Source organism: Desulfuribacillus alkaliarsenatis (assembly GCF_001730225.1).
Taxonomy (GTDB): domain Bacteria; phylum Bacillota; class Bacilli; order Desulfuribacillales; family Desulfuribacillaceae; genus Desulfuribacillus; species Desulfuribacillus alkaliarsenatis.
On the sequence record NZ_MIJE01000030.1, the window covers coordinates 96,714 to 123,209 of the forward strand.

General features: G+C 39.2%; 24 protein-coding genes. 21 read left to right on the forward strand and 3 right to left on the reverse strand.

Going from position 1 to position 26,496, the window contains the following annotated elements; genetic code table 11:
- The first annotated feature begins 25 nt into the window (after positions 1–25).
- The 3 genes from BHF68_RS09000 (at position 26) to BHF68_RS09010 (ending at position 2,814) form a co-directional block, all read left to right on the forward strand.
- The gene (locus BHF68_RS09000; RefSeq protein WP_069643315.1) at positions 26–1,081 is read left to right on the forward strand and encodes a metal ABC transporter solute-binding protein, Zn/Mn family; all 1,056 of its coding nucleotides are present in this window, start codon (positions 26–28) and stop codon (positions 1,079–1,081) included.
- A gap of 109 nt (positions 1,082–1,190) precedes the next feature.
- Complete coding sequence (locus tag BHF68_RS09005; RefSeq protein WP_069643316.1) at positions 1,191–1,949, forward strand: metal ABC transporter ATP-binding protein; 759 nt, start codon at positions 1,191–1,193, stop codon at positions 1,947–1,949.
- Between the two features lie 31 nt (positions 1,950–1,980).
- The gene (locus BHF68_RS09010) at positions 1,981–2,814 is read left to right on the forward strand and encodes a metal ABC transporter permease (protein ID WP_069643317.1); all 834 of its coding nucleotides are present in this window, start codon (positions 1,981–1,983) and stop codon (positions 2,812–2,814) included.
- Between the two features lie 19 nt (positions 2,815–2,833).
- Here the strand turns inward: BHF68_RS09010 and BHF68_RS09015 are convergent, their stop codons facing one another.
- Positions 2,834–3,346, reverse strand: coding sequence for a hypothetical protein (locus tag BHF68_RS09015; RefSeq protein WP_069643318.1), 513 nt, complete (start codon positions 3,344–3,346; stop codon positions 2,834–2,836).
- Positions 3,347–3,477: 131 nt separating this feature from the next.
- A complete protein-coding gene (locus tag BHF68_RS09020; protein ID WP_069643319.1) occupies positions 3,478–5,421 on the reverse strand; it encodes a transglycosylase domain-containing protein in 1,944 nt (647 codons plus the stop codon).
- A 332-nt stretch (positions 5,422–5,753) separates the two neighbouring features.
- Between BHF68_RS09020 and BHF68_RS09025 the strand changes: the two genes are divergently transcribed.
- The 7 genes from BHF68_RS09025 (at position 5,754) to BHF68_RS09055 (ending at position 12,027) form a co-directional block, all read left to right on the forward strand.
- Positions 5,754–6,215: a pyruvoyl-dependent arginine decarboxylase gene (locus tag BHF68_RS09025; RefSeq protein ID WP_069643320.1), complete on the forward strand. Its 462-nt coding sequence runs from the start codon at positions 5,754–5,756 to the stop codon at positions 6,213–6,215.
- A gap of 15 nt (positions 6,216–6,230) precedes the next feature.
- Complete coding sequence (speE, locus tag BHF68_RS09030) at positions 6,231–7,061, forward strand: polyamine aminopropyltransferase (protein WP_069643321.1); 831 nt, start codon at positions 6,231–6,233, stop codon at positions 7,059–7,061.
- 154 nt (positions 7,062–7,215) lie between these two features.
- Positions 7,216–7,689 carry a YwiB family protein gene (locus tag BHF68_RS09035; RefSeq protein ID WP_069643322.1) on the forward strand — a complete coding sequence of 158 codons (474 nt, stop codon included), beginning with the start codon at positions 7,216–7,218 and terminating at the stop codon, positions 7,687–7,689.
- Positions 7,690–7,721: 32 nt separating this feature from the next.
- Positions 7,722–9,404 (forward strand): arginine--tRNA ligase, encoded by a 1,683-nt coding sequence (gene argS, locus BHF68_RS09040; protein WP_069643323.1) that lies wholly within the window; start codon positions 7,722–7,724, stop codon positions 9,402–9,404.
- Between the two features lie 291 nt (positions 9,405–9,695).
- On the forward strand, positions 9,696–10,619 hold the full coding sequence (locus BHF68_RS09045) for a GGDEF domain-containing response regulator (protein ID WP_069643324.1): 924 nt from the start codon (positions 9,696–9,698) through the stop codon (positions 10,617–10,619).
- Between the two features lie 95 nt (positions 10,620–10,714).
- Positions 10,715–11,674 (forward strand): GGDEF domain-containing response regulator, encoded by a 960-nt coding sequence (locus tag BHF68_RS09050; RefSeq protein ID WP_069643325.1) that lies wholly within the window; start codon positions 10,715–10,717, stop codon positions 11,672–11,674.
- A gap of 116 nt (positions 11,675–11,790) precedes the next feature.
- Complete coding sequence (locus tag BHF68_RS09055) at positions 11,791–12,027, forward strand: sulfurtransferase TusA family protein (protein ID WP_069643326.1); 237 nt, start codon at positions 11,791–11,793, stop codon at positions 12,025–12,027.
- Positions 12,028–12,038: 11 nt separating this feature from the next.
- On the opposite strand, the gene BHF68_RS09060 is transcribed toward BHF68_RS09055, so the two are convergent.
- The gene (locus BHF68_RS09060; RefSeq protein ID WP_069643327.1) at positions 12,039–12,962 is read right to left on the reverse strand and encodes a LysR family transcriptional regulator; all 924 of its coding nucleotides are present in this window, start codon (positions 12,960–12,962) and stop codon (positions 12,039–12,041) included.
- Positions 12,963–13,022: 60 nt separating this feature from the next.
- On the opposite strand from BHF68_RS09060, the gene BHF68_RS09065 reads away from it, so the two are divergent.
- The 11 genes from BHF68_RS09065 (at position 13,023) to kamA (ending at position 26,341) form a co-directional block, all read left to right on the forward strand.
- Complete coding sequence (locus tag BHF68_RS09065) at positions 13,023–14,225, forward strand: YeeE/YedE family protein (protein ID WP_069643328.1); 1,203 nt, start codon at positions 13,023–13,025, stop codon at positions 14,223–14,225.
- A 334-nt stretch (positions 14,226–14,559) separates the two neighbouring features.
- The gene (srrA, locus tag BHF68_RS09070) at positions 14,560–16,746 is read left to right on the forward strand and encodes a respiratory selenite reductase catalytic subunit SrrA (RefSeq protein WP_069643329.1); all 2,187 of its coding nucleotides are present in this window, start codon (positions 14,560–14,562) and stop codon (positions 16,744–16,746) included.
- A 1-nt stretch (position 16,747) separates the two neighbouring features.
- Complete coding sequence (locus BHF68_RS09075; RefSeq protein WP_069643330.1) at positions 16,748–17,287, forward strand: 4Fe-4S dicluster domain-containing protein; 540 nt, start codon at positions 16,748–16,750, stop codon at positions 17,285–17,287.
- Between the two features lie 15 nt (positions 17,288–17,302).
- On the forward strand, positions 17,303–18,475 hold the full coding sequence (nrfD, locus tag BHF68_RS09080; protein WP_084019330.1) for an NrfD/PsrC family molybdoenzyme membrane anchor subunit: 1,173 nt from the start codon (positions 17,303–17,305) through the stop codon (positions 18,473–18,475).
- Between the two features lie 35 nt (positions 18,476–18,510).
- On the forward strand, positions 18,511–19,137 hold the full coding sequence (locus BHF68_RS09085; protein WP_069643331.1) for a TorD/DmsD family molecular chaperone: 627 nt from the start codon (positions 18,511–18,513) through the stop codon (positions 19,135–19,137).
- A gap of 82 nt (positions 19,138–19,219) precedes the next feature.
- Positions 19,220–19,414 (forward strand): hypothetical protein, encoded by a 195-nt coding sequence (locus BHF68_RS09090; protein ID WP_069643332.1) that lies wholly within the window; start codon positions 19,220–19,222, stop codon positions 19,412–19,414.
- 104 nt (positions 19,415–19,518) lie between these two features.
- Positions 19,519–20,787, forward strand: a complete 1,269-nt coding sequence (locus BHF68_RS09095) for a rhodanese-like domain-containing protein (RefSeq protein WP_069643333.1) — start codon at positions 19,519–19,521, stop codon at positions 20,785–20,787.
- 121 nt (positions 20,788–20,908) lie between these two features.
- Positions 20,909–21,787 (forward strand): rhodanese-like domain-containing protein, encoded by an 879-nt coding sequence (locus tag BHF68_RS09100; RefSeq protein ID WP_069643334.1) that lies wholly within the window; start codon positions 20,909–20,911, stop codon positions 21,785–21,787.
- A 65-nt stretch (positions 21,788–21,852) separates the two neighbouring features.
- Positions 21,853–22,857, forward strand: coding sequence for a rhodanese-like domain-containing protein (locus tag BHF68_RS09105; protein WP_069643335.1), 1,005 nt, complete (start codon positions 21,853–21,855; stop codon positions 22,855–22,857).
- 155 nt (positions 22,858–23,012) lie between these two features.
- The gene (locus BHF68_RS09110; protein ID WP_069643336.1) at positions 23,013–24,737 is read left to right on the forward strand and encodes a methyl-accepting chemotaxis protein; all 1,725 of its coding nucleotides are present in this window, start codon (positions 23,013–23,015) and stop codon (positions 24,735–24,737) included.
- A gap of 158 nt (positions 24,738–24,895) precedes the next feature.
- On the forward strand, positions 24,896–26,341 hold the full coding sequence (kamA, locus tag BHF68_RS09115) for a lysine 2,3-aminomutase (protein WP_141706263.1): 1,446 nt from the start codon (positions 24,896–24,898) through the stop codon (positions 26,339–26,341).
- Positions 26,342–26,496: the final 155 nt, after the last annotated feature.

The window sequence follows — 26,496 nt, forward strand, 5'->3', positions numbered from 1 at the left end:
GAGTTGATTCTGGGGAGGATGTATGGTGAAACAATATCAGAAAGATAAATGCTATAATAGAGTATTCATTGTATTTATGTTGCTCTTATTGATAATCAGCACTACAGGTTGCAGTAATAACGTTGCTACGATAGACGCAACTGCATACGCTGAAGAAAGTATCAACGAAGCAAAAGCGGCAGGAAAGTTAATTGTATTTACATCAACATACCCATTATATGAATTCACAAAACGGATTGGTGGAGACGAGGTTGCCGTATATTCAATTATGCCACCTGGTGCAGATGCCCATGACTATGAGCCAAGCACGAGGCAGATGATGGGGATAGCAAATGCTGATTTGTTTGTATATAACGGTGCTGGTTTTGAGTTGTGGATAGATAAGCTGCTACAAGCACTTGAAGGGGATCATGACCTACATATTATCAATAGTACTGAAGGATTGCCTTTAGTGGAGGCAGAACATGATTCATGCTGTGGTGTTCGTTCTTGGTATGTAAGTGCATGGTATTGGTTTTTAGGTCTATTTGGAATCGAAGGCCACGGTCATAGTCATGGAGCATACGATCCCCATGTTTGGTTAGACCCTACTTTAGCAAGTATGCAAGCAGAGCAAATATATCAAGGTCTTAAAGAAGTGAAGCCCGAAAGTGCAGAATTATTTGCAGCTAATTTTCATGAAATCAAGGCTGAATTGATAGAGTTAGACTCAGTATTGTCAGAGGAGTTGGCGGATGTAACTAGCAGAACGTTTGTCGTTTCTCACGCAGGATATGGTTATCTTGCAAATCGCTATAATCTTGAGCAAATACCGATTACGGGTATTCATCCTGGGTCAGAACCAAGTAGCCGTGAGCTTCGTGGAATTATTGACTTTCTTAGGGAGTCTGACAATAAATATGTGTTCTTTGAGACAACTGTAAGCAATAAGACTGCTCAAGTAATAGCTGAAGAGGTAGGGGCAAGGGTGTTGATTCTACACCCAATTGAGAATTTAACACAACAAGACATAGATGCTGGTGAAACTTATTTTAGTCTTATGTATCAAAATTTAGAAAACTTGTTAATTGCATTGCAATAATAATAAGATTATATGTGAGCGTCTTGTCTGCAGAAAAGTAGCAACTGGAAGTAGTCAAAAAAAGTATTTTAAAGCAGATAAAAAATAGTAATTGAAAGCAGTGAGACATATGAATAAGCAAACCATTATAAAGGTATCTAATGTAAGCTTCTCCTATGGAAATCGGCTTGTGTTAGAGGATATAAATATGTGCATCAACGAGGGAGATTTCTTAGGCATTGTAGGCCCTAATGGTTCTGGAAAATCAACATTATTAAAAATCATCCTTGGGCTATTGCAAGCTGATAGTGGCTCTGTTGAATTGTATGGGAAACCGAACTCTAAATGGCAACAGAGAAATAGAATCGGATATATATCGCAAAAAGCAAATAGCTTCAATATGGGATTTCCTGCAACTGTATATGAGGTTGTTTCGATGGGGCTAACTGGCAAGAAGGGCCTGTTTAAACGATTTACTAAAGAAGATAAAGAAATAATACTAGACACTATTGAGTTAGTCGATTTAATGGACTATAAGAATCAGCTAATTGGAGCTCTGTCTGGAGGTCAACAGCAAAGAGTATTTATAGCTAAGGCCTTAGTGGGTAATCCTGAATTACTGGTATTAGATGAGCCGACAGTTGGTGTGGATACTAAGTCAATGAACAGTTTCTATAAGTTATTAGAGGTACTGCACTGCATACATAAAAAGACAATAATACTCGTAAGTCATGATATCGGGGCAATTACAACCTGTGTCAACCGTGTCGCTTGTCTCAATAGAAAAATTTACTTCCATGGGGATAACCAAGAATTTATAAAGAATCAAGAAGCAATTATGACCAAAGCCTATCAGCACGCTGTTCATATAATGGAGCACGGGCACTAAATAAGAATAAGTATCGTAGGAGAGGATTACATTGATAGAAGCACTACTAAACTATGGATTTATACAGCGTGCCTTTATGGCTGGTATATTACTAGGCGTGATTGCACCTGTAATCGGTGTTTTCTTAGTGCTCAAGCGTTTATCGCTAATTGCAGATGCTCTGTCCCACGTAACATTAACGGGAATCGCTGCTGGGATGCTGTGGAATAAACTGAACCCAATGCTACTAATAAATCCGGTTATTTCTGGGATGGGCATGTCTGTTGTAGGCGCGATGCTGATTGAACAATTTCGCAAGGTATATAGATATTATCAAGAGCTTGCAATACCAATTATTTTGGCTACAGGACTTGGGCTTGGTGTGATTCTTATCAGCTTAGCGGATGGTTTTAATTCTGAGCTTTTCGGTTATCTGTTTGGTAGTGTAAATGCAGTAAATAAGACAGATGTATGGCTGATTCTAGCAGTTACAATGATTGTTATTACTCTAGTGTACTTTGTTTTTAATGAACTATTGTATCTAACATTTGACGAAGAGGGGGCTAGGTTAGCTGGCATACCAAGTCGTCGAATTAACATTCTGTTTATTATTCTAGTAGCATTGGTTATTGCTGTTGGTATGCGGGTTGTAGGGATTTTATTAATCTCTTCAATGATAACATTACCCGTAGCTGCTAGCCTTAAGATTGCCAGGAGTTTTCGCCAAACCATTGTTTATGCCATAGTCTTTGCCCAGATAGCAATTATTACTGGAATTGTACTTGCCTACTATTTAAGCTGGCCTACAGGTGGAACAATAGTCTTGGTTGCTGTCGTGATTTTATTGCTTACACTTGCCTGCAAACGGTATTTTAAAAGCATATAAAAAAGCCAGTGATTTATTATCACTGACTAGTATATTCAAAGAATGTTTCCGTAAAATATGAGGCTAGGTCAGCTTCTTGCTGTCTGACAGCCTCGGGCTGGAATATTAAGGAGAATAAAAACAAGTTGTCAGGTGCGATGGCTGGCATATTTGTAACACTAGGGAATATCCCGCCGGCCACTGTTTGGTTATTACCTGAGATAAGTTTTACGCTAATAGAGTGTAATTCTGTTACTGTTTCGCCAGTATTATTTACGAACATCATGTAGGCAAGGATTGCGCCATTATCTAAATACTTTGCATGTGGAGAATAAATAGCTGGCTCCCCATCGGCAGCGTTGATAGCTCGTATGGCAAAGTTTTGCATCTGCTCAATTTCTGCCCCTGATAACGTATCATAGACAGAGTCCTCGATTACTAATAATTCTCCGTCAAAGACGGCAGAGTGGTCGGGTCCACGTTCGATATAATATATAATCGCCGTTAGACCTATTACGACAAACATCCCAATAAAGATTCCTTTTAGCCTCATTCACTTTAACTCCCATTGTATTCTCTATGTCATGTCATATATTTAAATACTATTGTTAGTTTACCACCCCTAGGCATATTAGACAAGCTTTGCTCAATAGTGCTATAGGGTTAGTTATCTTTTAAATCAACTTAGTTAGGCTCAGTACCGGGCAAAAAGTACAATGTACGTGTATTGGTGCAACCGTCTACAGGTCGTTCGCCTGTATCAAGACATATTGTTACCGCATTTAAACCTCTAGGGATTGGAAACTGACGATAATGCATAGTAGTTTCAACCGTATTAGAGTCCTGCGACATAACAGTCATAGTTGTACCAGAAACCTGTGACATATAGTCGGCCCAAATAGGTGTAGCTAGATAAGATTCCTGGCGACTAATAAAACGATCTCGATCATAACCAACCCATACAGTCGTAACATTGTCTGGGGTAAAGCCAATCATCCAAGCATCAGTATCGGTTGTTCCTGTTTTACCAGCAACATCGAAGGGTAGCAAGTGCGCGACACGAAACCCAGTACCACCAGGCTCGAATACAGAACGCATCATATCTGTAAGTATATACATAGTTTCAGGCTGATGGACAACCTTTTTCTCAGGCTCACCACTATATAATAAGCGCCCGCGATGATCGCGCACCTCAAGTACACTTCTCGGCTCAACACGGATTCCTTGGTTAGCAATCGCACCGTAGGCCACGGTCATTTCTAAGGGACTAACAGGAAATGCTCCTAACGCTAACGACGGCTCTGCCTGTAAGTTACTATTAATCCCAAGCTGGTGCGCAGTGTCCTTCACAAGCTCAGGACGTACCATTAAGTTTGCCTTAACTGCCACTACATTATCTGAGGCAGCTAATGCCGTTAAGAATGTAATATCGTCGTTAAAATAAAAATCATTAAAGTTCCTCGGAGTGTATTCCTGACGCCCTCTATCATATGTAAAGCGTGCTGGTTCACTCTTTAGCTTGGATACGGATGTTAACCCGCTATCGAGGGCTGCTAAATAAACAAAGGGCTTGAAGGTCGAGCCTGCTTGTCGTCTAGCTGTAACTCGATTAAATTGACTTTCGCGATAATCTTTACCGCCAATCATTGCTAAGATATCACCGTTCTCTGGGTTAATAGTAACAAGTGCTGCTTGAATCTCATCACGATCCTGAAGATGGCTATCGATTAAGGATGCAGCAGTTTGCTGTTTTTCCTTATCTAATGTTGTTACTATTTCTAGCCCCTGGGAACGTATAAATTCCTCTTCAAAGCCTAAATGTATGAGCTCATTGATTACATAATCACGAAAGTAGTATGAAGCTGCATTCTTAGCCAAGGACTCATGGAAAACAAGCTCTTCCTGCACAGCTTCATCAAGCTCAGCTTGTGTGATATAACCGTTTTCATACATGCGTTGCAAGATGAGCTGCTGGCGATGAACAGCATTTTCATAATTTAATAATGGCGAGAACAATCTAGGGCCCTTTGGGATTCCAGCGAGCATAGTAGCCTCTGCTAGGTTTAGTTCACTAGCAGATTTGCCGAAATAAGACTGGGAAGCAGCTTCTATGCCATAGCTACCGTGTCCGTAATAAATTTGATTTAAGTACTTTTCTAAAATGTAGTCCTTTGTATAATGAAGCTCAATTTGCGCTGTAAGGATCATCTCCGAGAACTTACGCTCCCAGGTCTTTTCATGGCTTAAATATAAGTTTTTGGCTAGTTGCTGACTAATTGTACTTCCGCCCTGTACTCGAGATTGGTTTTGTAAGTTAACGTAAACAGCACGTATAATTCCTTTAATATCAAAGCCTAAATGGCTATAAAAGCGATGATCTTCGATAGCGATAGTAGCATCCTTTAAGTAATCACTAATCTCATTTAAAGGTACGTGCACGCGATTTTCGGCAATTGACAGTGTGTCAATCAATTGATAATCACGTGCAAAAACTTTAGTCGTATAATGAATGTTTTGCTCTGGTAAAGGCTGACCTTTTAAATATATTGCAAACCCGACAAGTCCAATAACACCAATGACTGTCAATGTAATTAGCTTGTTAATAACCCATTTAGTAGCTCCCCACATACTAGTTCCTCCTACAAATCCAGATACATTCTGTAAATTACTAGTATCCAGTTTTGCCGTTGAAACCATTTTTATACTAAAAAAGTATAAAGAAAACTTAGTCCCTGGGATAAAATTTTGCACAATAGGTGAGTTAATTATTTGCAATTTGTCTAGGAATAAAGAATAATAAAAAATAATAGAGGAACAATTTTAAAAAAGCTATTTATTTTTAAGGCGAATGTAGGTATAATACGTATTGGCATTTAGAAAAGCTTCCAAAAAGAGCATCGCAGCTTTTGAGGATAGCCGGTAATATTTCGCCTGATATTATATATTAAGGAGTGATTGTCGTGTTACCGACACCAAAAAAGTTTAAAGTAGTAGCGGGCGGTGCAGAGGGAAAAAGTAAGCTTACTGCATTTGACAACGCATTATTAAAAGCAGGAGTAGGAAATGTAAACCTCGTTAAAGTAAGTTCAATCTTACCACCGTATTGCGAGTTTGACCCAGATTTTGCATTACCATTAGGAGCTTTAACTCCAATTGCTTACGGATCAATCGTATCTGATGTACCTGGAGAAACAATTTCAGCAGCTGTAGCTGTCGGAGTTCCTGAGGAAGATACTATGGGTGTTATCATGGAGTTTTCAGGAAAGTGCTCTAAGGAAGAGGCGGAAGTAACAATCCGTAAAATGGTTGAGGAAGCTTTCGAAGTTCGTAACCTAGCACTAAAAGAGATTAAGGTTTGTGCTGTAGACCACAAGGTTGAAAAAATAGGCTGTGCATTTGCAGCGGCGCCACTTTGGTATTAAGAAAGGTTGATTGCAATGTCAGAACTTTGGTATACAGAGAAACAAACGCCTAATATAGGGATTACTTGTAAAATTACAGATGTGCTACATAGTGAACAATCAGATTTTCAAAAAATAGATATAATAGAGACGAATCAGTTCGGCACAATGCTCGTTCTTGATGGAATGGTTATGACCACAGATAAAGACGAGTTTGTCTATCATGAGATGATTTCCCACGTCGCTATGAACACACACCCAAATCCGAAAAAAGTTTTAGTAGTAGGTGGTGGTGACGGCGGTGCGATTCGTGAAATTATTAAGTATCCAACTGTAGAAAAAGCAGTACTTGCAGAAATTGATGGACGTGTAATTGAGCTTTCTAAGCAGTACTTACCTGAGATTGCTGCTGGTTTAAGTGATCCAAGGGTAGATGTGCGAGTGATTGACGGCATCAAGCACGTTGAAGAAAATAAAGGTGAATATGACATAATTCTGGTAGACTCAACAGAGCCAATTGGCCCTGCTGAAGGACTATTTGCTAAGACTTTTTATCAAAGCATTTATGAAGCACTTAAAGATGATGGAATCTTAGTTGCACAAACAGAGTCGCCGTTTTTCAATGACGATTTGATTACCCGTGTCTTTAAGGATATTAAATCATTATTTCCGATTACGAGATTGTACTTAGCTCATATTCCTACCTATCCAAGTGGTGTTTGGAGCTTTACGATGGGCTCTAAGAAGTATAACCCGTTAGAGGTTCCAGAGACACAATTAAAGGAGACAAGCACTAAATACTATACACCAGCAATTCATAAATCAGTGTTTGCGCTACCGAAGTTTGTACAGGATTTATTAAAGTAAAATATAAATCGTAAAATATACTGAGATAAATATGGCGGAGGCAATCGGAAACGGTTGCCTTTTTTCACTTTTTTGGATAGCATAAGGATACAGTAGCAAAATAATTCCTAAATCAGCATAGAAATATTAAAAAAGACAAAGGATAGGAGCGCCTATGGATCAACAAGTTCATTTATACATACAAGCGATACATCAGATAGAAGATCAGGAGCTATTAGAAGAAGGTATTTATAGTTCAGTAGAAAAAATTGAAAACTGGTACGAAGGAGTACTACAGGTTAAAGAAGGCACGACCTACATTCATTATAATGACACAGAGCAGGACGAGGAGATTAAAACGGTCATTAAAATTGAAGGACAGGAAGTGACTATCCTTAAGTTTGGCAATATTAAATCAAAACAGAAATTTATCAAAGGTAAACAGCATTACTCAGAATACGAAACTCCATTTGGAGTGCTGCCTCTAGAAGTAGACACTAAGGATATGGTCGTTGAGTTTGTCTCTAGAGATGATGGATTTATTCAGATCGATTATGTCTTAGATATTGCTGGCGAGCGCCTAGGTTCAAGAAAGGTAGATATTCGTATCATGCCTGGAACTATGAAACAAAAAGGTTATAAGCATTGATTTACACAAATTTCATAGATGAGGTGAAGTTTATGAGCATTATCGAACAATTAAAGAATAAATTACATAAAAATGTGACAGAAGCCGTTAAGAAAGCGGAGCTTGTTGAAGAGCAACAGCTTCCAAATTTTATTATTGAAATTCCTAAAGACACTAAAAACGGAGATTTTGCAACCAACGTTGCTATGCAATTGACTAAGCTTGCTAAGAAAAACCCTAGACAGATTGCTGAAGCAATATTGGACAATTTAGATAAGAAGGAAGCTGGAGTAGAGCGGGTAGAGATTGCCGGACCTGGTTTTATTAATTTTTATATGAGCAATGATTATTTATATGAAGGTATAGAGCAGGTTTTCCAGCAAGGAAAATCATACGGAGCAAGTACCTTAGGTCAGGGGCAGAAGATTCAGGTAGAGTTTGTTAGTGCTAACCCAACAGGTAGCCTACATCTAGGGCATGCACGTTGGGCGGCCGTTGGCGATACGCTCTCGAATATATTAGACTTTGCTGGCTATGACGTAACTAGAGAATACTACATTAACGACGCAGGCAATCAAATAGACAACCTAGGGAAATCAGTCTTTGCTCGCTATTTACAAGCATTAGGCCAAGATGCTGAGATGCCTGAGGGTGGATATTTTGGTCAGGATATTGTTGAAATTGGTGAGCAGCTAGTAGCAGAATCTGGCGACCTTTATGTGGAAATGGATGAAGTAGAGCGCCATGAGCAGTTAAAGGAGTATGCGCTTAAACAAAAGCTCGAAAATATTAAGAAAGACCTTGCTAAGTTCGGGGTAGAATTCGATGTCTGGTTTAGTGAACGTTCTCTATACAATACAGACACTATACCAAATGCCATAGCCAAGCTAAGAGAGCAGGGATATATATACGAAGAAGATGGTGCGGTATGGTTTGCAAGTACGAGACTAGGGGACGATAAAGATCGTGTACTTGTAAAATCTGACGGAAGCTATACCTATTTAACTCCTGATATAGCATATCATAGGGATAAGTATAACCGTGGTTTTGATAAGGTTATCAATATTTGGGGTCAAGACCATCATGGATATGTAGCCCGCATGAAGGCAGCCGTTGAAGCGATTGGCTATAATCGTGATAGCCTAATTTGCTTACTAGGGCAGCTAGTAAATCTATATCAAAATGGCGAACTAGTCAAGATGTCTAAACGTACTGGTAAAGCTGTGACAATGGCTGAGTTGATGGAGGAAGTAGGTGTTGATGCTACCCGTTATTTCTTCATTATGCGCAGTATCGACACGCACTTAGATTTTGACTTAGATTTAGCAAAGACGAAGTCAAATGAGAACCCTGTATTCTATGTGCAATATGCCCATGCCCGCATATGTAGCATCACAAGACAGATGTCCGAGCAGGCAAAGGCGATTGTAGATGGATTTGACTATAAACAGGTTAATTGGCAGGTGCTTCAGGCTGAGCATGAAGTACAGTTGATGAAGAAGCTAGCAGACTGGCCGACGGAGCTTGCGTATGCAGCCGAGCAGCTAGCACCACACAGAATCGTTCGTTACGCATTTGACCTAGCTACGTTATTCCATAGCTTCTATGGAGCTGAAAGGATTATTAGCGACGACCAAGAATTGACGAATGCACGCTACGGACTTGTACTAGCAGTTCAGCAGACACTTCAAAATGTATTGAAGCTGATGGGGATTTCTGCCCCAGAGAAGATGTAAGTATAGAGTTATTATAAAGCTAAAATATTAGCGTACTAGATCCGATTAGTTTACGAATGATACTTTGGTCCTATTGCTTAAGTCGCTAACGAATAATAGAATAACTCAAAGTGAAGTAACAATTAAGTATAAAAACATTATATAATTCAATTTTGGGGCATTAAAATCACCTTTCAATATGGGCGCTTCGGTGATTTTGGAGCAAGTAGCGCAACCGACCATCAGGTCGGTTTTTTTATTTTTCCAGGTTAAAAGATATGAATAGTAATATATGGGTTAAGGAGTGTCGAAATGATTGTATTAACAGTAGATGACTGTCAATTAACACAAAGGCTCATAAAAGATGTATTACAAGAGAATAGCGGCATAGAAATAAGGCAGGCATTCTCAGGTGAGGAGTGCTTAGAGAAGCTTTCGGAGGATATAGATTTAATCTTATTAGATATCACTATGCCTGGAAAAGATGGACTCGAAATCTGTAACATAATCAAACAAAAACAAAATTATGAAGATGTACCTGTGATGATTATAACGCAAAACGACGATGTCGTTACCCTTGAGCGAGCATTTTCAGTAGGGGCTTCTGATTACATCTGTAAGCCGTTCAATGAAGTAGAACTCAGGGTTAGAGTCAGGTCGTTATTGCAGCTTTGCAAAGAAATGAAGAAACGCAAAGCACGGGAAGAAGAGCTAATGATGCAAACTATGGTGGATGGTTTAACAGGTATTGCAAATCGGCGTTTTCTTGACCATATGATACATAGGGAGTGGAAGTTAGCTCTTCGTAACCAGCAGCCCCTATCAATTATCTTATTTGACGTGGATTATTTTAAGCTTTATAACGATAATTTTGGCCACTTAGCTGGAGATGAAGTGCTTAAGGCATTGGCAATAACTGCGAAAAAGCAATTAAAGCGCAGCTCAGACATTATTGCACGATATGGTGGTGAAGAGTTTGTGGTAGTTTTACCTAATACACCAGCATCAGGAGCCTATCTAGTGGCAGAAGATATTCGCAAATCCATAGAAGAACTCAAAATACCGCATCTGTATTCGCTTGCTTCAAACAAGATTACTGTAAGTCTTGGCATAGCAGAATATAAAAAGTGTTTAGATGGCTCACCTGACATATTAATCAGCGAAGCAGATAAAGCTTTATATTTAGCGAAAAAACAGGGGAGAAATCAAGTAGTATACATATATGAAACCTATTAAATATGGTAAAATAGTAAATGATAAAACATTTGGCATTAATGGTAGTGTTTTGAACGGATACGTATAAAGTTTGTTTGCTTTTGAGGAGGGTAAGAATGGCAATATTGATTATTGATGACTGTAAAGACACGCAGATGTTAATTAAAAAATTCTTGGAGGATGATTGTAAAGCCAATCTTGTCTTTGCTGATTCAGGTCAAGCAGGTATAGAAACTCTTAACGACGAAATAGAATTAATCTTACTAGATATAGTTATGCCTGGTAAAGATGGTATTGAAACCTGTAAAGAGATTAAGTCGATGACAGCTTATAAAGATATTCCGATTATAATAGTCACTCAGCATAAAGAAATCGACGTACTAGAAAAGGCTTTTGCAGCAGGTGCATCAGACTTTATTGGCAAACCGTTTAATAGAATTGAACTAAGGGCGAGAGTGTGCTCAATGATGATGTTGAGCAAAGAAATGAAAAAACGTCAGGAAAAGGAACTAGAGCTTACAAAACTATCGACTTTAGATGGCTTAACTGGTGTTTCGAATCGCCGTTATTTTGACCAGATGCTAGAGCGAGAAATGGGGACGGCTACACGTAATGGAACTCCGTTATCGCTAATCTTATTTGATGTCGATTTCTTTAAGCGATACAATGATCGTTACGGTCATTTAGCTGGGGATGAAGCTCTGAAAGCTATTGCGGAAGTGTCGAGACAGCAGCTCAAACGCCCCGCTGATATAGTTTGCCGTTATGGCGGAGAGGAATTTGTTGTGTTACTGCCTGATACTAGAATTGATGGGGCTTTTATCGTCGCAGAAGAAATGAGAAGGGCGATAGAAGCACTTCAGCTACCACATGAGGATTCGGAAATTTCTGAGGTGCTTACTGTAAGTCTAGGGGTGGCTGAGCTAACTGATGCAAAAGCTGAGACGCCTAGCATGTTAATTAAGCATGCAGATGCAGCTCTGTATCATGCTAAGAATAATGGGAGAAATAAAACAGTGTCATACAATAAAGAGCTTGTTCAGTGTTCATTCTTATCTAACACATGTGAATTGTAACTAAGAATATTCTAATTGTGAAAAAAATATAAATATTATATAATGAATTTATGTTAAAGTCACAGAAATATATATATATAAATTCATTTTCTTACAACATAGATGGAGGTAGTATCATGCAAGTGGTGGCAATTGATTGTATAGGTGAGATGTGTCCAATCCCTATAATTAAAGCAGAAAAACAACTACAAAACCTTCAGACTGGTGATGAATTACACATCAAAACAGATCATAGCTGTACTATGCAAGCCGTAGTAAATCATTTCCAAAGGAAAATGGGTTACCCTAGCTCGTCGGAAGAGATTGATTATGGAATTTGGAATATTAAGATTCGTAAACAAGTGAAGAAATAAAAAGAAAGGGGTTAGCAAAAACCCCTTTCTTTAGATTGCAATAACTCCAGGAACGCATTTGCAAGACCTGACTTAATACGTTTTGGACTATAGGCGAGACTAATAGTGTGATAGAATAGAAATTCTTTAACACGAATGGCTTTAAGTGTTTTGTAATGGAGCTCTTTTTTTACAGCTAGCCTTGGAACAATAGATAAGCCACGTTCAGCAGCGACGGATGAGATAATAGAACTCGTCTGATCTAGCTCCATTGTAATATGTAAGTCCTTGGGATTATATCCCTCTTGTAGTAATTTGGCTTCAATAGTGGAGCGTATTCCTGAGCCTTTTTCTCGGAAAATCCAGTGTAATTTCAGGAAATCACTCATGGAGATTTCATCAACATCTTTCCAGTACTCGTTATATGGGGCAATGATAATTAAATCGTCACGGGCAATCCGTTGTAGAATAATGCCTTCATCTTTTAATTTAAGCTTATCGTCGTCGTTTATTGGACCTTCGAGAATTGAAAAGTCTACGCTACCATTAAGGGTTAATTCAATAGCTTCACGGGTATTTGAGCTTTTAGTATTAATTTTACTCTCAGGATATTGCTCGTGGAAAATGTATAAAGTGCAAGGTAAAGCAAACTGCCCAATTGTACTAGAGACTGCAACGGTTAGCTCCGTTTGATTGTTATTAACACGTTCAACATCTTTTCTTAAATTACAAGCGAGAACTGCAAGCTTTAGTCCGTATTCATAGACAATATGACCAACCTCTGTTGCCGAAACACCCCGGTTACTACGTTCTAATAATTTGGCATTTAACTGGTTCTCTAACTCTTGTATTTGTAAGCTTAAGGCTGGCTGGCTAATGTGCAATTCTTTTGCTGCTTTAGAAATACTTCCCAACTTAACAACTAAGCAAAAGGATTCAATGGCAGATAAATTCACTTGAGATCACGTCCTTATAATTAATGAAGATAGTATAAAATTATAGTGAGGAGGGGCGTTATGAACAAAGAGAAGCAAAGACAGGTCGGCTACATGATACTTGGTGCAAGTGCGGTGCTTCTACTAATTACATCATTAATGTCCCATTATAATATAGCTATAGCTTGGTTTTTAGGTTTATCCTTTGGCTTTGTATTTCAACGCTCACGCTTTTGTACAGTGGGAGCTATTAGGGATGTATTCTTATTACAAAACTTTACATTAGCAAAAAGCATCTTGTTATATCTAGCCCTAGCTACTTCAATATTTGGATTTCTCTATGCAGTTTCTTTGCAAACACCGATTACAATTACAAGTAAGCTTGAAGCGGTCGGAATCTTAACTGTCATAGGTGCATTTGTGTTTGGTATCGGTATGGTTATAGCTGGCGGCTGTGCCTCTGGTACATTAATACGAATGGGTGAAGGTTTGGTTATGCAATGGTGGGCATTTTTAGGTCTTATTTCTGGTCTTCTCATCGGTAGTTGGACTTACCCATTGTATGTTGATTATAACTATGGCTTTCCGCAGCTATTTCTAGCAGATAGCTTTGGTATAGGTGGTGCAATGGTGGCACAATTACTGGTCCTTGCATCCATATACCTGACCTTTAAATGGGTCGAGACAAAAAATCAATATGATATCAATTACGCTAATGCAACTGAAGTAAGCAACAAAGCGAGCGAGGAAGTAGCAGCAACAAATTTTAAAAATTATAAGAAAGTTTCAGTAGAGAATCTGCTTAAGCCCTGGTCCTACAAATGGGGGGCAATAAGCTTAGCGATTTTAACATCACTGGTATTCCTCTGGAATAAAACCTGGGGAATTACTGGCGGATTGACCCATTTGTTTGCAGGTCTTACAAATAAATTTTTTATAAATATTAGCCAATGGGAGATTTTCGCTCGTGTTATTGATCAATCTGAAATCTTACTATGGCATCCATTAGTCCCACTTGTAATCGCTATGGTAGTAGGCTCCTTTATGTCAGCTCTATTAGCTGGTGAATTCCGAATTCGCTCTGTTGCCCATAACCGTTTTGTAGTTTCAGCGCTCGTGGGCGGGTTTCTTATGGGAATTGGAGCTCGATTAGCTAACGGCTGTAATGTTAGTGCCGTTATGTCGGGTATTCCTTCATTATCCCTCCATGGCTGGGTGTTTTTATTGTTTATGACATTAGGAGTGCTTGTAGGGATAAGGATTCTAACTCGCTACTTAGTTTGAAGCTCTTACACTATTTCATTACTATTGATGGTAGTCTATAGCTTATAAAAACAGCATAATCGATTTTTATAATTATTACAAACATATCCTTCAGCGAAGGATATGTTTGTTTTTTATGGCTATAAAAATTTCTTATGGCACTTTTTGAAGCTCAGACTGCTGTTATGCGAAAACGGAATAGTACTCAAAAAATTTATGAATTTTTGATGAATTGACCTGTGACATTTGCCGCAATATAGTGGAAATAGAATCAAGGATTCTTCACAAAGCAGTTGCAAAAAAGCTATCTGAATAAAACATTTCATTTATAAAGGTGAAGGAAAGGAGTAATCGTATGAATAAGTTCAACCGTCGTACCTTCCTAAAAGCGACGGCCGCAGCGAGCGCTGTTGCTGCTGTGCCTGTTTATCTGAATTTCTCAGAGCACAAAAAAGTAGCTTCTGAAGCTCCACTTAAAAAAGTGTGGACCCAGTGTAATGGCTGTTCTAGTATGTGCACCAAAGCTGTTTACTCGAAGAACAACCGACTTTGGAAAGTAGAAGGACATCCATTACACCTAAAAGCTGGAGGAAGACTATGTGCTCGTGGTCATGGAGTTGCTATTGATGTATATAATCCATCAAGAGTAGATCAACCGTACAAGAGAGTGGGGGATAGTTTTGAACCAATTAGTTGGGAACAAGCTAACGCTGAAATTGGTGAAAAACTTACAAATATTGTAGACCAACACTCAGGAGATTCAGTACTTTGGGTAGAGCATGGTCCTAGAGGTAAATTCTATGCTGATATTTTCCTAGACTTAATTGGTTCGCCGAACTATTGTACACACTATTCAACATGCTTTACATCGAAAACTAATGTATGGCCTAAGATGGTAGGATCTTCATTAGCGGCTGACCACGAAAATGCAGATTATTTATTATTTGCAGGTCGTAACTTTGCCGGTGGGATTATTCCAAACGGTATGTCAAAAATCCATAAAGCTCTAGAACGAGGCGCCAAATTAGTAGTTGTCGATCCAAAGTACAATGAAATGGCAAAACTCGCTGATGAGTGGATACCTATTCGTCCAGGTACAGATTTAGCATTCTTCTTAGGGATTGCCCACACTCTCATCTCTGAGAATCTATACGACTATAGATTTATTGGTCGTCATGTTCACGGGTTTTATGAGTTTTGGGAAGCGAACAAAACTGCCGATGCTGACTGGGCTGCTGAGGTTACAGGCATTCCAGCAGAAACTATTCGCAGAATAGCTAGAGAGATGGCAGCAAAAGCGCCTAAAGCTATCCTAGAACCAGGTTGGCATGGTCTTCATGCACACTATGCAAATAGTACCCAAACGGCACAGATGAACGTTATTGTGAATGCCTTACTAGGCAACTTCTATAAAATTGGAGGATTGTATCCTGCACAGAATGTACCATTTGGTTCAGTTGATCGTAAAATTCCACGATTCAAGCGTCGAGGCGACAGAGCTGATGGAGCAGGTGTAGCTGGAAAGTATCCAACAGTTGAGCCAGGGCGCGGAATTGCTCAGCTTACACCGAAGTTGATTGAAGATGGCACTATCAAAGCAGTATTTATATATCATTACAACCCATTACGTACGGCACCAAATCCAGAAGAACAGAAAAAAATCAAAAATGCCGAGCTTGTGGTTGTAATTCCAACAGATTGGAATGAAACAGCAGTTTACACAGCTGATTATGTATTACCAGAACATTACTATTTGGAAAGAACGGAAGCCCCTCGTAATGTTAATGGTCATGTGGCACACATTTATCCACAAATAGCAATACGTCAAACGGCGCTTGAGCCAATTCATAACACAAGACACCTTAAGGACATAATTGATGGAATAGCAACATCTATGGGATATGAAGGGTATTTTGATTTTACGTTAGATGAAGAGGTTGAAGCAGCACTTACAACGATTGAAGATGTTAGTCGCGAACGATTGTATGAGGAAGGTGTAATAGAATTCACTAGTCATTTCGTAGAAGGAATTCCATCCGAGCATAATACTTCAACAGGAAAAGTCAATTTCAGTGTACCTGAGTATGCAGAGCATGGATTTAGTGGATTCCCAACATGGGTACCACCGGCTACTTGGCCGAAAGCAGAGAATGAATTCCGTTTAATTCATGGAAAACAACCATGGCATTCCCATAGTGTCACTTCAAATAATCCATACCTGTTAGAAATGACGAAAAAATATAACGGAGAATGGATGTGGATGAACGCAATACGTGCTGAAAAACTTGGCATTAAAAATGGTGATGTTGTAACAATTCACTCGTCCGTATCCACGAAACAAGCGAAAGTTAAAGTTACTGAATTGCTACACCCTGACTGTGTCTGGGTTGCAAACTCCTATGGTAACTATTCGCCAAGACAAAAGAACGGTTATGGGATAGGTGTAAACTTTAATGACTTCCTGGAGGTAATGGTTGAGCCAATGGCAGGCGGAACTAATTGCCAAGAAATAATTGTAAGCATTACAAAGGGGGTAAGCTAAGATGGCTAAATTCGGAATGTTAATAGATGCTTCCCGTTGTACTGGATGCGGAGCCTGCCAAATTGCTTGCCAAATGCAGCACCAACTACCGCCACACTTGCAATTTAATCGTTTAGAGTTTAGAGAGCGTGGCAAATATCCAAATGTACGACAGGAAATCGTACCTGTTCAATGTATGCATTGTGACAACCCACCGTGTTTACATGTATGTCCAACACACGCGACATATAAGCGCTCAGATGGATTAGTGCTAGTTGATCATAGGAAGTGTATAGGATGTAAATACTGTATGACGGCCTGCCCTTACGATGTGCGGACATTAAACGATGATCGTGTACCAGAGAAGTGTAAGTTCTGTGCTGATACTGTAGTTCAAGGTGAAGAGCCGCCGTGTGCAAGCACATGTATGTGTGGCGTTCGTACTTTTGGTGACTTGGATGACCCAAATAGTGAAATTAGTAAAAAGATGGCTAAGGTTGATGTGTATCAACTTATTACTGAAAAAGGCACAAAACCAAGAATCTATTATGTAAAGAAATAGTGTGGAGGTGAGAACGTGAGTAAAGCAAAATTATGGATGATTATTTCAGCCGTTATGATAGTAATCGGAATAATAGGTGGAGCATTGATTGTAATCAATGGAGAATCTGCCATGGGAACAACAGACCGTGTACCATGGGGAGCGATGATAGGGGCATATGTATTCTTTGTAGTTTCTAGTACAGGATTATGCCTAGTATCTTCCTTAGGCCACGTGTTTGGAATTGAGAGATTTGAAATTATAGGCAAGCGTGCAGTCACATTTGCCATCATAACTCTTCTAGCAGGATTTGTCGTGATTGGACTTGAACTGGGAAGCCCCCTAAATATGATATGGATTCTATTCACACCAAATTTCATGTCAGCAATTTGGTGGATGGGAGCACTATATGGACTGTATATGGTTCTGCTGTTCGTTGAATTATTCTTTATGATTAAGAATAATCACAAGTATGCAACTATAGCTGGAACATTAGCATTTATTTCAGCGATTGCTGCCCACAGTAACCTAGGTGCTGTATTCGGATTTATCAATGCCAGACCATTCTGGGCAGGACCGTATCTATCAATCTACTTTATCATGTCAGCGTTCTTGTCAGGGGCTGCTATTCTCTCAATCATGTTTTACTTTGTAGAGAAAAAAGGTGGAACGGTTAAATACAAAGGAGAACATATCGTACCAGTACTAGGTAAGTTACTTGCTATGTTTATTGGAATGACGATGTTCTTCGTAACTTGGAAGTTAATTACTGGATTATATGGTGGTATGTACGGTAAGTACGAAGGTGTAATGGCGCTTATCAGTGGGCCATTGGCATTTAATTTCTGGGTCTTTGAAGTAGGATTTGGCATGCTTATACCATTCCTAATTCTTATGCTACCAGGCGGTTTCCAAGTGAGGCGAGTCTTTATCGCTTCGGTTTTCACAATGATTGGGATATTCTTCATGCGTTACGATTTAGTCGTGGCTGGTCAGATTGTACCACTTAAAGTCGTAGATGGACTACAAGAAACGGTGCTACATGTATACCATACTGCATTACCAGCGTGGGGAGTTATCATCGGAGCACTAGGGATGGCATTGTTCTTATTCTTGCTAGCTGAGCAAAAGCTACCGCTAGACTATAAAGAGCATGCACATGAAGAACCAGCAGAAAAAGCAGAGAAAGTTGTAAACGCAGAAGCATAATCAGTAACTTACTACAGGGGAAGGTGTTGGCGCGTATGCAAAACAATATGCAAAAGCAAGCAATGGTCGAAATGTTTCAATTATTAGCTGAGTTTTACAAATATCCAAATCGTGAATTCTATGAATATATCAGTGAGGAAAACATCCAAGAAGAGCTGAAACAGCTGGTCAATGGAGCGGGTATGGATTTTGCAATTCAAATCTACAAACCATTTGCGAGCTTTGATGAAATGCGTATTGAATATACCCGTGCCTTTATAGGTATAGATAAACCAGCAGCAACTCCTGTGGAGTCGATATACAAGGTCTGGACAACAGACGAAACAGCTACAATGGCTTTTGCAAAAAGCAAGGGTTATCTGATGGGAGATAGCGCCCTGCATGTACAACATTTGCTCGAGAAATTTCAACTAGAAATACCTGAAGAATTAGGTAAGAAACCTGATCATATAAGCGTTCTACTAGAACTGCAAAGTTACATTCTAGAACACGAGAGTGATGAGGCGGCCTTACAATTTGCAAAAGATCATTTCGATTGGATTCGAGATTTTAAGCAAGAAATTGAAAAGGTTGAAGGCCATGAGTTTTATATATACACCACTGAGCTATTAATTGATGTAATAGAAGAAACGAAAGTGCTCTTAACGAAAAATATAAAATAAGTAACTAAACAATCAGACAATTAAACAATCAGACAATTAAACAATCATACTATTAACAACTAAACCCTTAAGGAGGGATAATATGACAGCTTTGCGGAAAAAACTTCTTGTGCTACTCGTTGTATTTCTATGCTCTGCTACCATTGTTGGGTGTAAGGGTGTACCTGTAAAGCAAGTAGAGGAACCTGCCAAGCCAGTTGTTTCTAATTTAGCTAAATACGAGGCTCCGGAGAGAACGGAAGCACCTGAACCTCAAGCATCAACAGGAATTGGCTGAGGCTAGAACAACTAGATTTGCTGGAAGCAAATCATAAGTTAAGTACAAGTTAAAAAATAAAAAATCAACGAGCTAAACAAGTCAAATGAAGGAGGGGAATCCTTGTGTACAGACATAAAAAACGGAATACAGTTAGCTTCTTAGCTGTACTCCTAGTATTAGCATTGGTCATAACTGGCTGTGGGTCAACGGCTAACGTAGTGGATAGAAGCTATGAACTACCAGCGGTCCCTGCAGATCCACCACAAGCACCTGGAGTGCAAGCTCCTGAAGGAATGGATAACGCTGTTCCTATAGAGGCTCACCTTAATTATATTGATACATTTGAGCTAATGGCATTATATGCAAAAACAAGCCCTATAAGCCAGGTGCGACAAAAGTATGAACAGTATTCGCCAGAATGGGGTTTTGTAATCGTTGATTCACGTCCTGTAGCGCGCTACAACGAAGCTCATATTAACGGTGCAATCAATATCCCTGATGCGCAGTTTGAAGAGTTTGCCCATCGTTTGCCAGAAGACAAAGATAAGATGCTTATATTCTATTGTGGTGGTTGGCACTGTCCATTAAGTCCTGCATCAGCTAACAAAGCAATTGAAATGGGATATACCAACGTCTGGGTATATCAAGAGGGTACAGATGCTTGGACAGAGGAAAACAACTACTATGTAACAACACCTGAATATGTAGCAACTAAAATCACAGATGATTACATGATGGGTGCAGACACAAAACCAGTAATAATTATTGATGCGAGACCGTATGCGAGCTGGTTCCAGTCACACATTCCATTATCATATCCAATTGATGACTCTGTATTTACGAAATTTGCAAGAACATTCCCAACAGATAAATCAACAGAAATTATTATCTATTGTGGCGGCTTCTTCTGTGGTAAGAGTCACGCCGAAGCAAGATTGCTTAGAAGTATGGGCTACACCAATATTAAGGTTTTAGCAGGTGGTATGCCAGCATGGAACTCAGCGGGGCTACCGACTTTTGGAGCACAAGCAGGTGGAGTCAGCTTTGATATCACAGGTGGTAAGCCGAATCTAGCACTTCCTCCAGGTGAATGGCAAAAGAAATTCAATGAAGTATCAAATAAAGTTGTTGTCGATGTAAGAACAACGGAAGAACGTGCAGCAGGAGCAATTCCTAATTCTGTTCATATTGTTGATCGTGACATCTTAGCAAATCCAAATATTATCCTTGAAAGATTACCAGCTGACAAAAACGTGACAGTGTTAATTCATTGCGCTGCAGGTGCGAGGGCTGCTGGTGTAGCTGATAAGTTTTACGAGTTAGGCTATGAGAATACGTTCTATCTAAATAGTGCGATTCGTATTTCGAGCGACGGATCCTTCGAATTTTAGAGTAGTTATTAACGGCTATTTTAATATGTCTAGTAGTTTAATGATATGTATAGATTTATCGCCTAAGGCTGCTAGACAGGAAATAGCTGTTTAATAAATATAATAAGTAGGGGGAGATAATATGTTTACTAACAAAAGTTTTAAAGCTTTACTACTAGCACTAGTGTTAGCTCTTTCAGTGACGCTAGTTGCTTGTGGTGGTGGAGACACTACTGTAGCACCAGATCTAGAGCCAGCACCAGCTTCAGAAGCAATTCCTGCACCTGAACCGGCGCCTGAACCAGCAACTGAAGCAGAACCAACATTAGCATTACCAGACACCTATGAATTAACATTATTAGAATGGCTGGAACTTTACAATACAGGTGATTACGTAGTTGTAGATGTGCGTAGACCAGATGAATTGGAGGAACTAGGTAAGTTTATTGATTCTATTAATATCAATAACGACAATATTACTGAGAGTCCAGAAATTATCTCAGAAACATTAGGTGATTTAGGTGTTGATAAAGATAGCGTTATACTAGTACATTGCGCAGTTGGCGGAAGAGCTGGTAGAGCTTTAGAGCATTTTTTAGCTCAAGGTTATGAAAACACCTTTATATTAAGGGATAGAGTATATTTCACAGAGGAAGGCGAATTTCGTTATGGTTTAAATCCAACAGAATGGGATCGCTTGTATACATCTGGGGATGCTGCTGTAGTTGTAGATTTACGTAGGCCAGATGAATTAGCAGAAGACGGTATGTTGCCAGATTCTATTAATCTTAATAGCGCGGACATTCAAGATAACCCAGCGATTATTGCTGAAACATTTGAGTCTATGGGTATTGCTAAGACAGACTTAGTATTGACACACTGTAAAGCAGGTGGTAGAGCTGCAAGGTCTGATCAATTTTTTAAAGATTTAGGATATGAATATTCATTTTATTTAGATTATGCCTTAGTATATCCTGAAGCAGGAAGCTATGAATATCCAGATTGGGAATTGCCGCAATAACTTAGTTAGTTGGCCAGCAAATTTGCTGGTTTACTATAAAAAAACAAAAAGTGGGGGTATTAAACATGTTTAAGAACAAAAGTTTTAAAGCAATGCTGTTAGCACTAGCATTAGTTCTTTCTGTAACATTGGTTGCTTGCGGTGGTGGCGACACATCAACAACTCCAGATCCAGCGCCAGCTCCAGCACCAGCGCCTGAAGCACCTGCTGCTCCAGAGCCAGCTCCAGAGCCAAAATTAACAATTGCTGAAGTTGCATTAGATCGCGCTATGGATTTTGCTGCTGCTCGTGATGCAGGAGAAAGCTTTATGAAGGCACCAGCTGCAGCTTGGGAAGACATTCAAAATGGAGATATTTTTGTACTTGATGTAAGAGCGCCTGGGGATTTTGCTGAAGCTCACATTCCAGGTTCTTACAATGTGAACTTTGTAGGCGGAGAGCTTGCAGGACTTTTAGATCGTATTCCTTCTGACAAACCAGTATATGTTTTATGTTATTCTGGTCAAACAGCAAACCAAATCAATGGAGCATTAAATTTAGCTGGCTTTAATTCTTATGCAATCACTGGTGGATCGGGTAACTGGACAAGAGCTGAGCTTCCGTTAGAAGGTACAGGAGATAACCCATTAGCTGATGCACCAGTAGTATCATCTCCAGCTTCTGAAGCTGACGAGTTAGCTTGGGAAGCAGCAGAAGAGTTTATTGGATCAATCGTTACTCCTGAAACTCGTAACCTAATTGCTCCAGTAGCATTATATGAAGCTCTAGAAGCTAACGCTAACGATTTCTATGTAGTAGACATCCGTGGACCAAAGGCTGATAACTATGACCAAGGTCATATTGAAGGATCATATTTCTATTCGTGGGGCGATATTGCCAACAACATGGGTCAATTCCCAACAGATAAGAAAATTGTTGTAGCTTGTTGGTCTGGTAATAACGCAGGTCAAACTGTAGCATTGCTTCGTATGAATGGCTATGACGCAGTATCATTGTTATACGGAATTAACCAAGGCTGGATGAGCCCTGAGAGAACAAATGGTCAAGAATTACCAGTAGTTACTCCGTAAAAAAACAAGCATAAAACAAGCATAAAATTATAACAAATTTATAAATAACAGCATAAATAATATAGGCTAGGGTTTAATAAATAATCCTAGCCTATATTAATAAATACGATTATCACTAAGGTACAGCTCAGGACAAAATGTAGGGAGTGCATTATATGAAGAATTTCCCTTTGCAAATTAAATTACTTGTTAGTTTTTTGATTATTGTAACTATCTTTTGCGGTATTGTAGGCTACTCACTTCTTACCTTAAAGGAAGTCAGAGATTCTTTTGATAACCTGTCAATAACAAGTGAACGTTTGAGTATAGTGAATAGTATTAATGAATCAGTTAATTATATGTATGGATTAATAGGATATTTTACAATCAGTAATGATTTTCAAGTTCTTGATGAATATAGAGAGATTAACATGCATGTCCAAAATAGTTTTGGACAGTTGAGAGTTGAAATTGAACAAGACAAGAATAATAACTATCTTGATTATATACAGGGAGTGGAGGGGAATCTCGAGCTTTACGAAGAACAATATCAGCGAATTATAGCTAATCAACAGCAACGTGGACTAGTGAGTGCAGATGAGCTATTAAATAATTATGCCCGTATTAGCAAGGATATGTTAGCTACGCAGCAGCAATTAAGTGAAATATTACAAGGCTTTGTAGCAGTACTAGAGCAAGAATTTTTGCACACTGAAAAACTCGTAGAATCGAATATCTATCAGACCTTTACCATATCAGCGTCGATAACTGCAATTGGTGCTTTGCTTTGTCTCATTGGCTCTATGTTGTTCGGGAGACAAATTGGCAATCAATTTCGTAGGCTTGCTGGATATACAAAGGAAATATCTGATGGACTATTGACGGTCGAGATTCCTACTGAATTTCAACAAAGACGTGATGAAGTCGGTATCCTATCTAACAGTATTCATAGTATTGTTAATAATTTTCGCGAAATAATTACAAAAGTGAAGCAAACCTCGCAGTCATTATATAGCTCAGTATCAGAACTATCTTTACAAGCAAATGAGGTTAAAGGTATCTCTGCTAATGTAGCTAACCAGGCACAGGGTGTAGGGGACGCTATGAACGAGCAAATTAGTGGTAGCAAGGATAGTATGCTAGCAATGGAAGAAATGGCTGCAGGTGTAAGTAGAGTAGCTACTTCTGCATCAACAATTGCAAGTAATACGATTGATGTTCGTAGACAGGCTGAAGCTGGTAGCGAAACAGTTTATCAAGCAGTAAAACGCATGCAAAGCATAGAGAATAGTAACAAAAATACTAAACAGGCTATAGACTCACTCTTGCAAAGGACTAAAGAGATAGAAGTTGCATTAAAGATGATAACGGATATAGCAGCGCAAACAAATCTACTAGCCTTAAATGCAGCAATTGAGGCTGCAAGAGCTGGGGAAGCAGGAAAGGGTTTTGCTGTAGTATCTAATGAAATACGTAAACTTGCAGATCAATCAGGTCAGTCAGCAATACAAATAAAAGAAATTTTAGAGCATGTGCGCTTAAGTACATTAGAGGCAAACGATTCTGCTGACGGAAGTAGAGATGAAGCAAAGCAAGGAATTCAGTTAATTGAGCAGGTAAAACAGGCTTTCGAAAATATAAGTAAATCTGTAGAATTAGTTAGTGATGATATGGGGGAATTGTCGGCGATATCTGAACAGATGTCGGCAGGCACAGAACAAGTAAATGCTGCTTTAGCGGAGCTAACAAACAATGCAGAAACACATATTTTAAGTGCTAATTCTATGCAATTAGAGGTAGCAAGACAGCAGCAAATGATAGATGAAATTGTAGAGCGATTTATAGAATTACAAAGCGTGGCTAATGATAGCAAGAAGATGCTGTCAAGGTTTAAGTTATAATTTAAAAAACAAGCTTCACAGCTACTTGGAATAATATACTAAGTAGCTCTTTTGTTTTTTTAATTTAGTATTTATATTTATTGGAAACACTAATGTTTAGAAAATTGAGAAGAGGGTATATATTAATGAATCATAATGGAGGTGTAATCATTAATACCATGAGAGACTATAAAGAAATTCCTATTTGGAGTGATGTATCAGAAGACAAATGGAATGACTGGAAATGGCAATTAGCAAACAGAATTACTACAGTTGAAGAGTTGAAGCAGGTTATTAATCTAAGTTCTGAAGAAGAGGATGGTATTAAAGGTGTATTAGGCACACTACGAATGGCAATTACGCCATATTACGCAACACTTATGGACCCAGACAACGTATGCTGTCCTGTGCGTATGCAAGCGGTTCCAATGTCCCATGAATTATCGTTCTCGGACTCCGATATGGAAGATCCGTTAGGGGAGGATACCGATTCACCAGTACCGGGGTTAACCCATAGGTACCCTGACCGCGTGTTATTGTTAGTCACTGACCAATGTTCCATGTATTGCAGACATTGCACAAGAAGAAGATATGCAGGAAACAACGATGAGTCAACGCCAAAGGACCGCATTGACCTAGCTATCGAATATATTAGAAATACTCCACAAGTACGTGATGTTCTAATATCTGGTGGCGATGGACTATTGATCAGTGATCAACAACTGGAGTATATCATTAAGAAGCTCCGAGCTATAGAGCATGTAGAGATTATCCGTATCGGATCTCGTGCACCTGTTGTGTTTCCGCAACGTATTACTGAAAATCTCGTGAACATGCTGAAAAAGTATCATCCAATTTGGTTAAACACGCACTTCAATCACCCGAAGGAAATTACAACTGAATCGAAGAAAGCAATTGCTATGTTAGCGGATGCAGGAATCCCATTAGGAAATCAAACAGTTTTATTGAAGGGAATCAATGATTGTGCCCATATACAGAAAAAACTTGTTCACGAGCTGGTAAAAATGCGTATTCGCCCTTATTATCTTTATCAATGTGACTTATCACAAGGGATTGAGCAATTTAGAACACCGGTGTCTAAGGGTATAGAAATTATTGAACAGCTACGTGGACACACTTCGGGATATGCCGTCCCAACATTTGTCGTTGATGCACCAGGTGGTGGGGGTAAGATTCCAGTAGGACCGCAGTATATGATATCCCAAGGAGAAGGCAAGGTTATTTTACGGAACTTCGAAGGTGTTATCTGTGTGTACCCAGAACCAGCCCCGTCGGCTGAGCACAGTCAGTGTCCGCCGAGCTGTGAGCATGACCATGACTATGACCATGAAAGTGCGATGAATGGACAGCAAGCTAACAAGGACGGATCTGTTCAGTATCAAAGTGAGCTTGCCTATGATGAAGCGACTTCTAATACTGGTGTTGGCAGACTTTTAAGTGGTAATGCTATGAGCTTAGTGCCTAAGCACCTGGCTAGATACAAGCGCAGAACGATAAAGTTCGACTTTAAGAAAGCAAAAGCTAAAGATAAGGACGAAAACGCTAAGGTGTTAAAAGATAAGCCGAGGGTTAAGGTTAAAACTGCAACTCTAGCAGGAAAATAGCACGACTTATATTCACTAATTAAAGCAGCCGACAGGTCACAAATCTGTCGGCTGCTTATTTTGCACTAAAATTTGTATAGCTTTAGTGAAAGTTTTCTCTACACTATGCAGGAAAAGCTGCTCTTTATATAGAATACTATCTGTTTAGAGTATAA

Excerpts from the sequence above, each read along its gene's own strand:
- BHF68_RS09005 (WP_069643316.1), top strand. The coding sequence starts at position 1,191 with ATGAATAAGCAAACCATTATAAAGGTATCTAATGTAAGCTTCTCCTAT.
- BHF68_RS09015 (WP_069643318.1), bottom strand. The coding sequence starts at position 3,346 with ATGAGGCTAAAAGGAATCTTTATTGGGATGTTTGTCGTAATAGGTCTA.
- BHF68_RS09020 (WP_069643319.1), bottom strand. The coding sequence starts at position 5,421 with ATGTGGGGAGCTACTAAATGGGTTATTAACAAGCTAATTACATTGACA.
- speE (WP_069643321.1), top strand. The coding sequence starts at position 6,231 with ATGTCAGAACTTTGGTATACAGAGAAACAAACGCCTAATATAGGGATT.
- BHF68_RS09035 (WP_069643322.1), top strand. The coding sequence starts at position 7,216 with ATGGATCAACAAGTTCATTTATACATACAAGCGATACATCAGATAGAA.
- argS (WP_069643323.1), top strand. The coding sequence starts at position 7,722 with ATGAGCATTATCGAACAATTAAAGAATAAATTACATAAAAATGTGACA.
- BHF68_RS09045 (WP_069643324.1), top strand. The coding sequence starts at position 9,696 with ATGATTGTATTAACAGTAGATGACTGTCAATTAACACAAAGGCTCATA.
- BHF68_RS09050 (WP_069643325.1), top strand. The coding sequence starts at position 10,715 with ATGGCAATATTGATTATTGATGACTGTAAAGACACGCAGATGTTAATT.
- BHF68_RS09055 (WP_069643326.1), top strand. The coding sequence starts at position 11,791 with ATGCAAGTGGTGGCAATTGATTGTATAGGTGAGATGTGTCCAATCCCT.
- BHF68_RS09065 (WP_069643328.1), top strand. The coding sequence starts at position 13,023 with ATGAACAAAGAGAAGCAAAGACAGGTCGGCTACATGATACTTGGTGCA.
- srrA (WP_069643329.1), top strand. The coding sequence starts at position 14,560 with ATGAATAAGTTCAACCGTCGTACCTTCCTAAAAGCGACGGCCGCAGCG.
- BHF68_RS09075 (WP_069643330.1), top strand. The coding sequence starts at position 16,748 with ATGGCTAAATTCGGAATGTTAATAGATGCTTCCCGTTGTACTGGATGC.
- BHF68_RS09085 (WP_069643331.1), top strand. The coding sequence starts at position 18,511 with ATGCAAAACAATATGCAAAAGCAAGCAATGGTCGAAATGTTTCAATTA.
- BHF68_RS09090 (WP_069643332.1), top strand. The coding sequence starts at position 19,220 with ATGACAGCTTTGCGGAAAAAACTTCTTGTGCTACTCGTTGTATTTCTA.
- BHF68_RS09100 (WP_069643334.1), top strand. The coding sequence starts at position 20,909 with ATGTTTACTAACAAAAGTTTTAAAGCTTTACTACTAGCACTAGTGTTA.
- BHF68_RS09105 (WP_069643335.1), top strand. The coding sequence starts at position 21,853 with ATGTTTAAGAACAAAAGTTTTAAAGCAATGCTGTTAGCACTAGCATTA.
- BHF68_RS09110 (WP_069643336.1), top strand. The coding sequence starts at position 23,013 with ATGAAGAATTTCCCTTTGCAAATTAAATTACTTGTTAGTTTTTTGATT.
- kamA (WP_141706263.1), top strand. The coding sequence starts at position 24,896 with ATGAGAGACTATAAAGAAATTCCTATTTGGAGTGATGTATCAGAAGAC.